This is a genomic window from Streptomyces sp. NPDC043952 (assembly GCF_056435325.1).
This window is the reverse complement of record NZ_JBWKES010000019.1, coordinates 1-12,159: the sequence shown is the minus strand read 5'-3', so window position 1 is coordinate 12,159 and position 12,159 is coordinate 1. Positions and strand designations below refer to the sequence as shown.

The window sequence follows — 12,159 nt, the reverse complement described above, 5'->3', positions numbered from 1 at the left end:
TTCTTTTGTTCTACGCAAAAGGGGCGGGGGGGGGGGCGGGGAAGAGCGGGGGGGGGGGGGTGGGAGGGTACTTCCCTGGGGGGCCGCCGGGGCCCCCCCCCCCGGGCCTCAACGTCTAGATCTCGCCGCGCAGTTTGGCGAGTGCCTCGGCGAGGATCGCCTCGCCGTCCGCGTCGCTGCGCCGCTCCCGTACATACGCGAGGTGCGTCTTGTACGGCTCGGTGCGCGGCGGGTCCGGCGGGTTGTCCCGGTCCTGGCCGGCCGGAAAGCCACAGCGCGGGCAGTCCCAGGTGTCGGGGACCTGTGCGTCGCTGGCGAAGCTCGGCTGGGTCTCGTGCCCGTTGGAGCACCAGAAGGAGATGCGCAGCCGCGGTGCGGACTCGCCGCGCTCGGCCTCGCCCATCGGCCCCGCCCCGACCCGGCTTCCCCGGATCGCGTTGCCACTTGCCACGGTCGTAACTCCCTGCGTGATGGTGCCGCGAAGCGAGTCGGCGTACCGCTTCGCTGCGAGCGCCTCAGTCTACGTAAGGCCCAACGCGCGTCCAGTGATGGGAGTTACCGCCCCCGCACCCAGACGCAAGCCCCATGATAGGCCGCGCTCGGGAGCGCGTGCCGGACATGGGGCTCAACGTACGGAATGTGTGTGCCTGGAAGGCCGGGATCAGCTGTTCGTCTTCATCAGGATGCCGAGGACCACGATGCACGCGAGCCACAGCACGCCGACCACGACGGTGATCCGGTCGAGGTTGCGCTCGGCGACCGAGGAGCCGCCGACGGAGGACTGCATGCCGCCACCGAACATGTCGGAGAGGCCGCCGCCCTTTCCCTTGTGCATCAGCACCAGCAGCATCAGCAGCAGGCTGAAGACGATCAGGGCGATCGAGAACCCCAAAACCACGGCTGGACCAACTTCCTCGGATTCGGATGGACGACGGGGGCACAGCACCTGGGCCGTGCCCCCGCAAGAGTACGACGTATCGCGGCTACCGCCTACTCACGGGCAGCCTCGCCGCCCCGTCACTGATCGCGGAAACGCACGATCTTGACGAACTCGTCGGTGTCCAGCGAGGCGCCGCCGACCAGGGCGCCGTCGATGTCGGCCTTGGCCATGATCTCGGCGACATTGCCCGACTTCACGGAGCCGCCGTACTGGATGCGGACCTTGTCGGCCACGTCCCGGGTGTACAGCCCGGCGACCTTGGCGCGGATGGCGGCGCAGACCTCCTGTGCGTCGTCGGCGCCGCAGACCTTGCCGGTGCCGATGGCCCACACGGGCTCGTAGGCGATCACGATCGTCTCGGCCTGCTCGGCCGGGAGGTCCTTCAGGCCGCCCTCGACCTGGGCGAGAGTGTGGTTGACGTGGTTGCCCGCCTCGCGGACGTCCAGTTCCTCGCCGACGCACAGGATCGGGGTCAGGCCGTGCTTGTAGGCGGCCTTGACCTTGGCGTTGACGATGTCGTCGGTCTCGTTGTGGTACTGGCGGCGCTCGGAGTGGCCGATGACCACGTAGGTGCACTTCAGCTTGGCCAGCATCGGGCCGGAGATCTCGCCGGTGTAGGCACCGGAGTCGTGCTGCGAGATGTCCTGGGCGCCGTACTTGATCTTGAGCTTGTCGCCGTCGACCAGGGTCTGTACGGAGCGCAGGTCGGTGAAGGGCGGCAGGACGGCGACCTCGACGGCCTCGTAGTCCTTGTCGGCCAGGGCGAAGGCGAGCTTCTGGACGTGGGCGATGGCCTCGAGGTGGTTGAGGTTCATCTTCCAGTTGCCCGCCATCAGCGGCGTGCGGGTGGTCATACGGGGTCAGTCCTCCAGTGCGGCGAGACCGGGAAGCGTCTTGCCCTCGAGGTATTCGAGGGAGGCGCCGCCGCCGGTCGAGATGTGGCCGAATGCGTTCTCGTCGAAGCCGAGCGTGCGCACGGCCGCGGCGGAGTCACCGCCGCCGACGACGGTGAAACCGTTCGAGTCTACGAGCGCCTGGGCGACCGCCTTGGTGCCCTCGGCGTAGTCGGGGTGCTCGAAGACGCCCATGGGACCGTTCCAGAACACGGTCTCGGCGTCGGCGAGCTTCGACGCGTACAGCGCCCGCGTCTTCGGGCCGATGTCCAGGCCCTCCTGGTCGGCGGGGATCTTGTCCGCGTCGACGGTGTCGTACTGGCTCGGCGCCTTGGTCTTCAGGTCCGGGAACTCGCGGGAGATCAGGACGTCGACCGGGAGCAGCAGCTCCACACCGAGCTTCTCGGCGCGCTCCATGTACTCGGTGACGGCCGGGATCTGGTCCTCCTGGAGGAGGGAGATGCCGACCTCGTAGCCCTTGGCCTTGAGGAAGGTGTAGGCCATGCCGCCGCCGATGAGCAGCCGGTCGGCCTTGCCGAGCAGCTGGTCGATGACGGCGAGCTTGTCGGAGACCTTGGCGCCGCCGAGCGCGACCACGTAGGGGCGCTTGACGTCCTCGGTGAGCTTCTTCAGGACGCCGACCTCGGTGGCGATGAGGTAACCGGCGTAGTGCGGCAGCCGGGCCGGGAGGTCGTACACGGAGGCGTGCTTGCGGTGCACGGCGCCGAAGCCGTCGCCGACGTAGACATCGGCGAGGGCGGCCAGCCGGTCCGCGAACTCGCCGCGCTCGGCGTCGTCCTTGGCGGTCTCGCCGGGGTTGAAACGCAGGTTCTCGACGACGGCGACCTGGCCGGGCTGAAGGCCGTCGACGGCGTCGTGGGCGGCGGGGCCGACCGTGTCCTGGGCGAAGGCGACCGGGGCGCCGAGCAGTTCACCGAGGCGCTCTGCGGCGGGCAGCAGCGAGAAGGCGGGGTCCGGGGCGCCCTTGGGGCGGCCCAGGTGCGAGGCGACGATCACCTTGGCGCCCGCGTCCGCGAGGGCCTTGACGGTGGGCAGCACGGCGCGGATGCGGCCGTCGTCGGTGATCGTCCCGTCGGCCAGCGGCACATTGAGGTCGGCGCGGACGAAGACCCGCTTGCCGCTTACGCCGTCGGCGAGAAGTTCGTCGATCGTCTTCATTGAGTGGACTCCTGAGGAGGGCTCGTGGTGCACCTTGATCGTATGAGGACGTGCTCCATGCGCGAGACAGGGCCCGGTCAGCGCGACGGTGCGCTGGCCGAGCCCTGCTCTCATGTCACGGTCGTGCTGCTGCGGTCTTCGGCGCTTCAGAGCTGGTTGCCGACGAAGACCGTGAGGTCCACGAGGCGGTTGGAGTAGCCCCACTCATTGTCGTACCAGCCGATGACCTTCACGTTCTTGCCCTCCTGGACCATGGTCAGGGAGGAGTCGAAGGTGCAGGACGCCGGGGCGTTGACGATGTCCGAGGAGACGATCGGGTCCTCGGTGTAGTCGAGGAGGCCCTTCAGCTCGCCCTCGGCGGCCTTCTGGAAGGCGGCGTTGACCTCTTCCTTGGTGACCTCGCGGCTGAGCTCGACCACCAGGTCGGTGACGGAGCCGGTCGGGACCGGGACGCGCATGGCGAGGCCGTCCAGCTTGCCCTTGAGCTGCGGCAGGACCAGGGCGGTGGCCTTGGCGGCACCGGTGGTGGTCGGGATGATGTTCTCGGCGGCGGCGCGGGCGCGGCGCAGGTCCTTGTGCGGGAAATCCAGGATGCGCTGGTCGTTGGTGTACGCGTGCACCGTGGTCATCAGACCCTTGACGATGCCGAAGTTCTCGTCCAGGACCTTCGCCATCGGGGCCACACAGTTGGTGGTGCAGGACGCGTTCGAGATGACGTGGTGGTTGGCCGCGTCGTACTTGTCCTGGTTGACGCCCATCACGATGGTGATGTCCTCGTCCTTGGCCGGAGCCGAGATGAGGACCTTCTTGGCGCCGCCGGCCAGGTGCTTGGCGGCGTCCTCGCGCTTGGTGAAGATGCCGGTCGACTCGATGACGATGTCGACGCCCAGCTCGCCCCACGGGATGTCGGCCGGGTTGCGCTCGGACAGCACCTTGATGGTGTGGCCGTCGACGGTGATCGTGTCGGCGGTGTGGGAGACCTCCTGCTTGAGGCGGCCCAGGATCGTGTCGTACTTGAGCAGGTGGGCCGTGGTGGCCGTGTCACCCAGGTCGTTGACAGCCACAACCTCGATGTCCGCACCCTGCTCCAGCAGTGCGCGGAAGTAGTTACGGCCGATGCGGCCGAAGCCGTTGATGCCTACGCGGATCGTCACGAACCGATCTCCTCGTTGGTACGCCGACCACGCGAGCCGGCGAGCTCTGTTTGGGATGTCCCCGACCACCACCGACCCTACCTCTCTGAGGGCCCCTCGGTGACATCGAGATGGCGCATACATGGGCAGGCGTTTCGTACCTGGCAGTAGAGGTACGGACCCTCTCGGATCGGCAGTTGATTCACCCGTTTTTGCTATCGAATGTCGCCCCTTATTGACGTCGATGTCACTCGTTCGTGAGCGGGTCGGCTCACCTGTTCACTACCCCGAATCCGCACCGTTGATGGGACCTCCGCTCACCTGTGGTATGCCCTCCTCCGACGCACCGCAGGAGGGCATACGAAAGCCGGTGCCGACCCCCTCGGACGGGGGCCGGCACCGGTGTGTCGGCGTGCGGCGTGCGGCGTGCGGCGGCTCAGCCGGCCAGGTTGTCCGCAAGCTCCTCCGACAGGTTCGCCTCCGTGCCCGGAATGCCCAGGTCCGAGGCGCGCTTGTCGGCCATGGCCAGCAGCCGGCGGATCCGGCCCGCGACCGCGTCCTTCGTCAGCGGCGGGTCGGCGAGCGCGCCCAGCTCCTCCAGCGAGGCCTGCTTGTGCTCCATGCGCAGCCGCCCGGCCGCCGCGAGGTGCTCGGGCACCTCCTCACCGAGGATCTCCAGCGCGCGCTGCACCCGCGCCCCCGCGGCCACCGCCGCGCGGGCCGAGCGCCGCAGGTTCGCGTCGTCGAAGTTGGCGAGCCGGTTGGCCGTGGCCCGCACCTCGCGGCGCATCCGGCGCTCCTCCCAGGCCAGCACCGACTCGTGCGCGCCGAGCCGGGTCAACAGGGCGCCGATCGCGTCACCGTCCCGGACGACCACACGGTCCACCCCGCGCACCTCCCGCGCCTTGGCGGCGATCGACAGCCGGCGGGCGGCGCCGACCAGCGCCAGCGCGGCCTCGGGGCCCGGACAGGTCACCTCCAAGGAGGAGGAACGGCCGGGCTCGGTCAGCGAGCCGTGCGCGAGGAACGCCCCGCGCCAGGCCGCCTCCGCGTCGCAGGTGGCCCCCGAGACCACCTGCGGGGGCAGCCCGCGGATCGGCCGGCCGCGGCCGTCGACCAGACCGGTCTGCCGGGCGAGCTGGTCCCCGCCCGCGACGACCCGGACGACGTAGCGCGAGCCGCGGCGCAGTCCGCCGGGCGCCATCACGATCAGCTCCGAGCTGTGCCCGAAGATCTCCAGGATGTCCCGCTTGAGGCGGCGGGCCGCCATCGCCGTGTCCAGCTCCGCCTCGATCACGATGCGCCCGCTCACCAGATGCAGGCCGCCGGCGAACCGCAGAATGGCGGAGACCTCCGCCTTCCTGCAGCAGGTCCGGGTGACGGGGAGCCGGGAGATCTCGTCCTTCACCGCTGCCGTCATCGCCATGGGCCGATCCTTCCATGCATCCGAAAAATACGGTCGTACGCGGCGGCCAACAGCTCCGGGTCGTGCCGGGGTGTTCCGTCGGTCCGGGCCACCGGGGCCAGCTCGACCGCGGCTCCCAGCCGCTTGGCGGCCTCGGTGAGCGAGTCGCGGTCGGGCACGGCGGCCTCGTCGGCCAGCACCACGTCCAGGGCGAGTTTAGGGGCGTGTCGCCCCAAAACCTCCAAATGACGCTGCGGGGAGAAACCGTCGGTTTCGCCCGGCTGCGGCGCGAGGTTCAGGGAGAGGACCTTGCGGGCCTTGGTCTCGGTCAGGGCGTCCAGCAGTTCGGGCACCAGCAGATGCGGGATCACCGAGGAGAACCAGGAGCCGGGGCCGAGCACCACCCAGTCGGCGTCCAGGACCGCCGCGAGGGCCTCCGGGACGGCCGGCGGGTCGTTCGGTACCAGATGTACGGACTGCACCTCGCCGGGCGTCAGCGCCACGGTCGCCTGCCCGCGCACGGTGTCCACGGCCTCCGGTTGCTCCGGATCGTGCCCCTTGACCAGGGCCTGGAGCTCCAGCGGCACGGCGGACATGGGCAGCACCCGTCCGTGCGCGCCGAGCAGCTTGCCGACCAGGTCCAGCGCCTGGACGTGGTCGCCGAGCTGCTCCCACAAGGCGACGATCAGCAGATTGCCCACCGCGTGGTCGTGCAGATCGCCCTGGGACTGGAAGCGGTGCTGGATGACGCGGGACCAGGTCTGGCCCCAGTCGTCGTCCCCGCACAGCGCGGCCAGCGCCTTGCGCAGATCGCCGGGCGGCAGCACGCCCAGCTCGTCCCGCAGCCGTCCGCTGGAGCCGCCGTCGTCGGCCACGGTGACGACGGCGGTGAGATCGCCGGTGATCCGGCGCAGCGCGGCGAGCGAGGCGGACAGGCCCATGCCGCCGCCGAGCGCGACGACCTTGGGCTGTGCGCCCCTGCGGCGGGGGCGGCCCCCGCGGGCCTCGGCCGGTCGGCCGGCGCGGGCCTCGCCCGCGCGGCCGGAGCGCGCCTCGGGCACCATCCGGCGCAGCCGGCCCAGCCGCGGTGTACGTTCCGTCATTCCCGTCCCATGTCCCGGTGTACGACCACCGTTTCCACACCCTCGGCCGCGAGGCGCGCGGCGAGTTTCTCCGACATCGCGACCGAGCGGTGCTTGCCCCCGGTACAGCCGATCGCGATGGTCACATAGCGCTTGCCCTCACGGCGGTAGCCGGCCGCGATCAGCCGCAGCAGCTCGGCGTAGCGGTCCAGGAACTCCTTGGCGCCGGGCTGGTTGAAGACATAGGCGGCGACCTCCTCGTTGAGACCCGTGAAGGGGCGCAGCTCCGGGACCCAGTGCGGGTTGGGCAGGAACCGCATGTCCGCGACGAGATCGGCGTCGACCGGGAGGCCGTACTTGAAGCCGAAGGACATCACGGTGGCCCGCAGCTCGGGCTCCTCCTCGCCGGCGAACTGGGCGTCCATCTTGGCGCGCAGTTCGTGCACGTTGAGGCTGGAGGTGTCGATCACCAGGTCGGCGTCGCCGCGCAGTTCGCGCAGCAGCTCCCGCTCGGCGGCGATGCCGTCCACGATGCGGCCGTCGCCCTGGAGCGGGTGCGGGCGGCGCACCGACTCGAAGCGGCGCACCAGGGCCTCGTCCGAGGACTCCAGGAAGACGATCCGCCGGGTGACGTGCTTGGCCTCCAGGTCCGCCAGGGACTCGCGCAGATTGTCGAAGAAGCGCCGGCCGCGGACGTCCACCACCACCGCGATCCGCGCCACGTTCCCCTGGGAGCGGGCGCCCAGTTCGACCATGGTCGGGATGAGGGCCGGCGGCAGGTTGTCCACGACGAACCAGCCGAGGTCCTCCAGACACTTCGCGGCCGTCGAGCGGCCCGCTCCGGACATGCCGGAGATGATCACCAGCTCGGGGATCGCCGCTTCGGGGACCCCGGCTGCGTCGCCGCCCGTACTCACCTGTGCTCCGTTGTCGTCGCCCGTGTCCTGGCCGGTCTGCCGGCCGGCGGGCCGCGGGGCGGTTTCCTCGCCCGGATCCGCGTGGGCCTGATCTCGGCGCTGTGCGGGCTGTGCGTCGTGCTCGGTCATGTCTCCTGCCCCCGTCGTTCGTCCGGGGGGCCCGCGGTCACGGGCTCCCCCGAGGGACCCGCCGTCGTCTCGGGTTCCTCGTCTTCCATGATCTCTCCGGTCGCCGTGTTCACGGCGGGTGCGGCCGGGGCCGTCCGGGCGAGGGCCGCGGCGATGGTCTCGGCCGTCTTGCGGCCTATTCCGGGCACTTCCTGGATCTGTTCGATTGTGGCGGACCGCAGCCGCTTCACCGAGCCGAAATGCTTGATGAGCGCCTGTTTCCTGGTCTCGCCGAGGCCGGGGACGTCGTCCAGGGGGCCGGCGCGGAAGCGCTTGGCGCGCTTGGTGCGCTGGTAGGTGATCGCGAACCGGTGCGCCTCGTCCCGGACGCGCTGGAGCAGATACAGGCCCTCGCTGGTGCGGGGCAGCACCACGGGGTCGTCCTCGCCGGGCAGCCAGACCTCCTCCAGCCGCTTGGCCAGTCCGCACACCGCGATGTCGTCGATCCCCAGTTCGTCCAGCGCCCGCCGGGCCGCCGCGACCTGCGGCTGACCACCGTCAACCACGACCAGTTGGGGCGGGTAGGCGAACTTCCGGGGCCGGCCGTCGTCGTCCTTGAGGGAGCCGTTGAGGGGGGCGCCAAGGGGATCGTCGAGAGGGTCGGGCTCGGTGGTGGTGAGGGGGGTGGGTCGCGGGGTGGTTCCGGGGGCTTCCGGGGTGGCGGGCACGCCGGACGCCGGGGCGGCGGGCAGTGGGGCGGCGGGGGCGGGGACATCCGCATCGGCGCGGGTGCCGGAATCCGGGGCGGCGGGAGTGCCGGAGTCCGTGCGGGCAGGGGCCGGCGCGGGCACAGTGCCGGTGGGCGTGGTCGGGGCGTCTTCCGGTGCGGTGCCGGAAGCGACGGGCGCGGGCCCGGCATCGGCAGGCGCGGGCCTCTCGTCTGTGAGCGGGGCCCCGGCGTTCGCGGGCGTGGCTCCCTCGTCCGTGGGCGCGGCTTCCTCGTACGTGCGTGCGGTCCCGGTCTCGGCAGGCGCGGCCCCCTCGCCCGTGAGCACGCTCTCGCCGTCGGTGCCCGGTTCCTCGCCGTCGGCCCACTCCCCTGTCCGCTCCTTCTCCGCGAGGTACCGCTTGAAGCGGCGGGTGATCACCTCGTGCATGGAGCGGACGTCGTCCTGGCCGGCGAAGCCCTTGATCTGGAAGCGGCGGTACTCGCCCTTGCGCTGGAGGCCGTCCTCGAAGACGACCATGGAGGCGACCACGTCGTCCCCCTGGAGGTGGGAGATGTCGTAGCACTCGATACGGAGCGGGGCGCTGTCCAGGTCGAGGGCGTCGGCGATCTCCTCCAGGGCGCGCGAACGGGTGGTGAGGTCGGAGGCGCGCTTGGTCTTGTGCAGGGCGAGCGCCTGCTGGGCGTTGCGCTGCACGGTCTCCATGAGCGCCTTCTTGTCGCCGCGCTGCGGGATGCGCAGCGATACGTTCGACCCGCGGCGGCCGGTCAGCCACTCCTGGACCGGCTCGACCGGCTCGGGCAGCGCCGGGACCAGCACCTCCTTGGGCACGGCGTCCCCGGTCTCCTCGCCGTACAGCTGCTGGAGGGCGTGTTCGACCAGGGCGCCGGTCGTGATCTCCTCGACCTTGTCGGTCACCCAGCCGCGCTGGCCGCGCACCCGGCCGCCGCGCACATGGAAGATCTGCACGGCCGCTTCCAGTTCGTCCTCGGCGACCGCGATGAGGTCGGCGTCGGTCGCGTCGGCGAGCACGACCGCGCTCTTTTCCATGGCCTTCTTCAGGGCCCCGATGTCGTCGCGCAGCCGGGCGGCCCGCTCGTACTCCATCTCCTCGGCCGCCTCCATCATCTGCTTCTCCAGGCGGCGGAGGTAGGTGCCGGTGCGGCCGGCCATGAAGTCGCAGAACTCGTCGGCCAGGTCCCGGTGGTCCTCGGGGCTGATCCGGCCGACGCAGGGGGCGGAGCACTTGCCGATGTAGCCGAGCAGGCAGGGGCGGCCGGTGCGGGCGGCGTTCTTGAACACGCCCGCCGAGCAGGTGCGCACCGGGAAGACCCGCAGCAGCAGATCGACGGTGTCCCGGATGGCCCACGCGTGTCCGTACGGCCCGAAGTACCGCACGCCCTTCTTCTTGTGACCGCGCATCACCTGGACGCGCGGGAACTCCTCGTTCATCGTCACCGCGAGGTACGGGTAGCTCTTGTCGTCGCGGTACTTGACGTTGAACCGGGGGTCGAACTCCTTGATCCAGGAGTACTCCAGTTGCAGGGCCTCGACCTCGGTGGACACCACGGTCCACTCCACGGACGCGGCGGTGGTCACCATCGTCCGCGTGCGCGGGTGCAGGTTCGCCAGGTCCTGGAAGTAGTTCGCCAGGCGCTGGCGCAGGCTTTTCGCCTTTCCGACGTAGATCACCCGGCGGTGCTCGTCACGGAACCTGTACACCCCGGGGGTGTCCGGGATCTCACCCGGCCTGGGGCGGTAGCTGGAGGGATCGGCCATGTCTCACACCCTACTGGCGAGCACCGACACCGCGTCGGGCCTGTGGATAACCCCGGCCACGCGGCTCGTCCGGCGGCACCCGCGCGGACCCGCGGAGGTCCGGCCCGCCGGTGCCGGGCGGGCGGTGAGGGACGCGGTCCGGCCAGTAGTCCGGGGCGTACGACCTCAAGGTGTTGTCGGGTTCTGGTCAACACGCTTCAATGCGGGTGAACTCGGGGCCGGCACGCGCAGGAAGGGGCGCGGCGCGCGCAGCCAGGGGCGTTCACGGCGCCACGGGGGTGGCCCCGCACACCCGCGCAGACGGTCCGACCAGCCGTCGTGACACCGACAGAAAGGCCCCTCGGCATGCGGCATGCCCCAGAGCACGCTGACCTCCCCACCGGGGAACTGGACACGGCCCTGCGGGGCGGCCCCTTCCACGTGGCCCTACGCGCCGCGATCGCCGCACGCGGCCTGCCGCTCCAGCGCGTCCAGCACCATCTCTCGTGCCACGGCGTCAAAGTCGGTGTGACCAGCCTGAGTTACTGGCAGCAGGGAGCGCGCCGCCCGCAGCGCCCGGAGTCGCTGCGGGCCGTCCGCGCCCTGGAGGAGATCCTTCAGTTGCCGGACGAGTCCCTGATCCGGCTGCTCGCCGAGTCCGGCCGGTGCGGCGAGGCCGAGGCCCCGGCGGGCCGCTCGTACCGCTCCCTGGTCGAGGCCGCGGGGGTACTGGGCCGGTTCCGGGCCGAGCTGGACCGGCCGGCCGACAGCGGGCTGCACACCCTGGGCCACCACGAGTGCGTCAGGATCGGCGCCGGGCGCGAGCTGGCGGCGCGCGAGGCCCATCACATCGTGCGCGCGCACCGCGACGGCGTCGACCGCTTCCTGGTCGTCCACCAGGGCGACCCCGGCTGCGCTCCGCACGAGATGAGGGTGCGGGCCCTGGAGAACTGCCGCACGGGCCGCGTCCGCCGGGACCAGGACGCCGGTGTACTGGTGGCCGAACTGCTCTTTGACACCCGGCTGCGCGCCGGCGACACCTTCCTCTTCCGGTACGCCGTCGAGGACGGCACGGCCGGTGCCGCCCACGAGTACCTGCACTGGTTCGACGCGCCCGGCGGCCAGTACGCGCTCCAGGTGCGCTTCGACGCGACCGCGCTGCCCCTGCGCTGCCGGCGCTTCACGCAGCACTCCCCAAAGGCCCCGCGCAGCGCCCGGCAGGAACTCTTCGTCACGGGGCCGCACCACTGCGTGCATGTGGTCGAGCCGCGCATCAGGCCGGGCATCGTGGGCATCGCCTGGGACTGGCCCCGGTGAACCGGGCCGCGCCGCCCGCCGGTCGGTCCGACCGCTGGAGCCGGCGGCGCGGGCGGGGGGTCAGGCGGCCGGACCGGCGACGATCCTGCCGTTCTGCGTCTTCACCGACAGCTCCGTCAGCGGCTCGGTGGCGGGCGACTGGACCACCTTGCCAGTCACGGCGTCGAACTCGCTGCCGTGGCAGGGACAGATCAGGGTCGTCCCCTGGAGCTTGTTGATCGGGCACCCGGCATGCGTGCAGACCGTGCTGTACGCCTTCAGCGTGCCGCTCTTGTCCCGGCTGACCACCACGTTGTGGTCCCTGTAGAGCTTGGCACCGCCCTTGGCGACCTCGCTCTCGGCGCCGAGGTCGACCGGAGCGGTCGGGGTGGCGGCCGAGCCGTCGTTCCCCGGTGCGGAGCACGCGGCCAGGCCGAGCCCGGCGACCGGGACCACGGCGGCCCCTCGAAGGACGGTACGGCGGCTCGCGGAAGGACGCGTGGGCATCTCGGACTCCACTGGTCAAGGGGTGTACACGGCGACGATACCGGGGCGCGATTGCGCCCCCGAGGGCCGGGGTGGGGTGCGCGAGGACAGAGGAAGACAGGACCGGGGAAGCGCGTCTCCTAGGATCTGTCGTCAAATGTCACGCCCACATCAGGAGTGCTGCGAGGGTGACGGCTGCTTGGTAGGACTGGGTGGTCTTGTCGTAGCGGGTGG

General features: G+C 71.0%; 11 protein-coding genes. 1 reads left to right on the top strand and 10 read right to left on the bottom strand.

The features are described 5' to 3' along the window. Positions 1-115 precede the first annotated feature (115 nt). The 9 genes from AC069R_RS21795 to uvrC all read right to left on the bottom strand — a co-directional run bounded on the left by AC069R_RS21795 (position 116) and on the right by uvrC (position 10,164). Complete coding sequence (locus tag AC069R_RS21795; protein WP_003957010.1) at positions 116-451, bottom strand: RNA polymerase-binding protein RbpA; 336 nt, start codon at positions 449-451, stop codon at positions 116-118. 210 nt (positions 452-661) lie between these two features. Continuing rightward, positions 662-892 (bottom strand): preprotein translocase subunit SecG, encoded by a 231-nt coding sequence (secG, locus tag AC069R_RS21790; RefSeq protein WP_397987321.1) that lies wholly within the window; start codon positions 890-892, stop codon positions 662-664. Positions 893-1,017: 125 nt separating this feature from the next. Then, positions 1,018-1,794: a triose-phosphate isomerase gene (gene tpiA, locus AC069R_RS21785; protein WP_478768471.1), complete on the bottom strand. Its 777-nt coding sequence runs from the start codon at positions 1,792-1,794 to the stop codon at positions 1,018-1,020. Positions 1,795-1,800: 6 nt separating this feature from the next. Next, complete coding sequence (locus AC069R_RS21780) at positions 1,801-3,012, bottom strand: phosphoglycerate kinase (RefSeq protein WP_397986527.1); 1,212 nt, start codon at positions 3,010-3,012, stop codon at positions 1,801-1,803. A gap of 146 nt (positions 3,013-3,158) precedes the next feature. Then, entirely contained in the window at positions 3,159-4,166 is a 1,008-nt protein-coding gene (gene gap, locus AC069R_RS21775; protein WP_145491580.1) for a type I glyceraldehyde-3-phosphate dehydrogenase, read from the bottom strand. A 415-nt stretch (positions 4,167-4,581) separates the two neighbouring features. Then, positions 4,582-5,571 (bottom strand): DNA-binding protein WhiA, encoded by a 990-nt coding sequence (whiA, locus tag AC069R_RS21770; RefSeq protein WP_061919442.1) that lies wholly within the window; start codon positions 5,569-5,571, stop codon positions 4,582-4,584. Continuing rightward, the gene (locus AC069R_RS21765; protein WP_478768470.1) at positions 5,562-6,653 is read right to left on the bottom strand and encodes a gluconeogenesis factor YvcK family protein; all 1,092 of its coding nucleotides are present in this window, start codon (positions 6,651-6,653) and stop codon (positions 5,562-5,564) included. The genes whiA and AC069R_RS21765 overlap by 10 nt, the downstream gene beginning before the upstream one ends. After that, on the bottom strand, positions 6,650-7,678 hold the full coding sequence (gene rapZ / locus AC069R_RS21760; protein WP_478768469.1) for an RNase adapter RapZ: 1,029 nt from the start codon (positions 7,676-7,678) through the stop codon (positions 6,650-6,652). The genes AC069R_RS21765 and rapZ overlap by 4 nt, the downstream gene beginning before the upstream one ends. Then, positions 7,675-10,164: an excinuclease ABC subunit UvrC gene (uvrC, locus tag AC069R_RS21755; protein ID WP_478768468.1), complete on the bottom strand. Its 2,490-nt coding sequence runs from the start codon at positions 10,162-10,164 to the stop codon at positions 7,675-7,677. Before uvrC ends, rapZ begins: the two co-directional genes overlap by 4 nt. A gap of 345 nt (positions 10,165-10,509) precedes the next feature. Here uvrC and AC069R_RS21750 point away from each other — a divergent pair, with 345 nt between their 5' ends. Further along, positions 10,510-11,460 (top strand): hypothetical protein, encoded by a 951-nt coding sequence (locus AC069R_RS21750; protein ID WP_478768467.1) that lies wholly within the window; start codon positions 10,510-10,512, stop codon positions 11,458-11,460. Between the two features lie 60 nt (positions 11,461-11,520). Here AC069R_RS21750 and AC069R_RS21745 read toward each other — a convergent pair whose 3' ends face one another. Beyond that, positions 11,521-11,946 (bottom strand): Rieske (2Fe-2S) protein, encoded by a 426-nt coding sequence (locus tag AC069R_RS21745; RefSeq protein WP_478768466.1) that lies wholly within the window; start codon positions 11,944-11,946, stop codon positions 11,521-11,523. Between the last annotated feature and the right edge of the window lie 213 nt (positions 11,947-12,159).

Coding starts and splice junctions, on each gene's coding strand:
- tpiA (WP_478768471.1), bottom strand. CDS start 1,794: ATGACCACCCGCACGCCGCTGATGGCGGGCAACTGGAAGATGAACCTC.
- AC069R_RS21780 (WP_397986527.1), bottom strand. CDS start 3,012: ATGAAGACGATCGACGAACTTCTCGCCGACGGCGTAAGCGGCAAGCGG.
- whiA (WP_061919442.1), bottom strand. CDS start 5,571: ATGGCGATGACGGCAGCGGTGAAGGACGAGATCTCCCGGCTCCCCGTC.
- AC069R_RS21765 (WP_478768470.1), bottom strand. CDS start 6,653: ATGACGGAACGTACACCGCGGCTGGGCCGGCTGCGCCGGATGGTGCCC.
- rapZ (WP_478768469.1), bottom strand. CDS start 7,678: ATGACCGAGCACGACGCACAGCCCGCACAGCGCCGAGATCAGGCCCAC.
- uvrC (WP_478768468.1), bottom strand. CDS start 10,164: ATGGCCGATCCCTCCAGCTACCGCCCCAGGCCGGGTGAGATCCCGGAC.
- AC069R_RS21750 (WP_478768467.1), top strand. CDS start 10,510: ATGCGGCATGCCCCAGAGCACGCTGACCTCCCCACCGGGGAACTGGAC.
- AC069R_RS21745 (WP_478768466.1), bottom strand. CDS start 11,946: ATGCCCACGCGTCCTTCCGCGAGCCGCCGTACCGTCCTTCGAGGGGCC.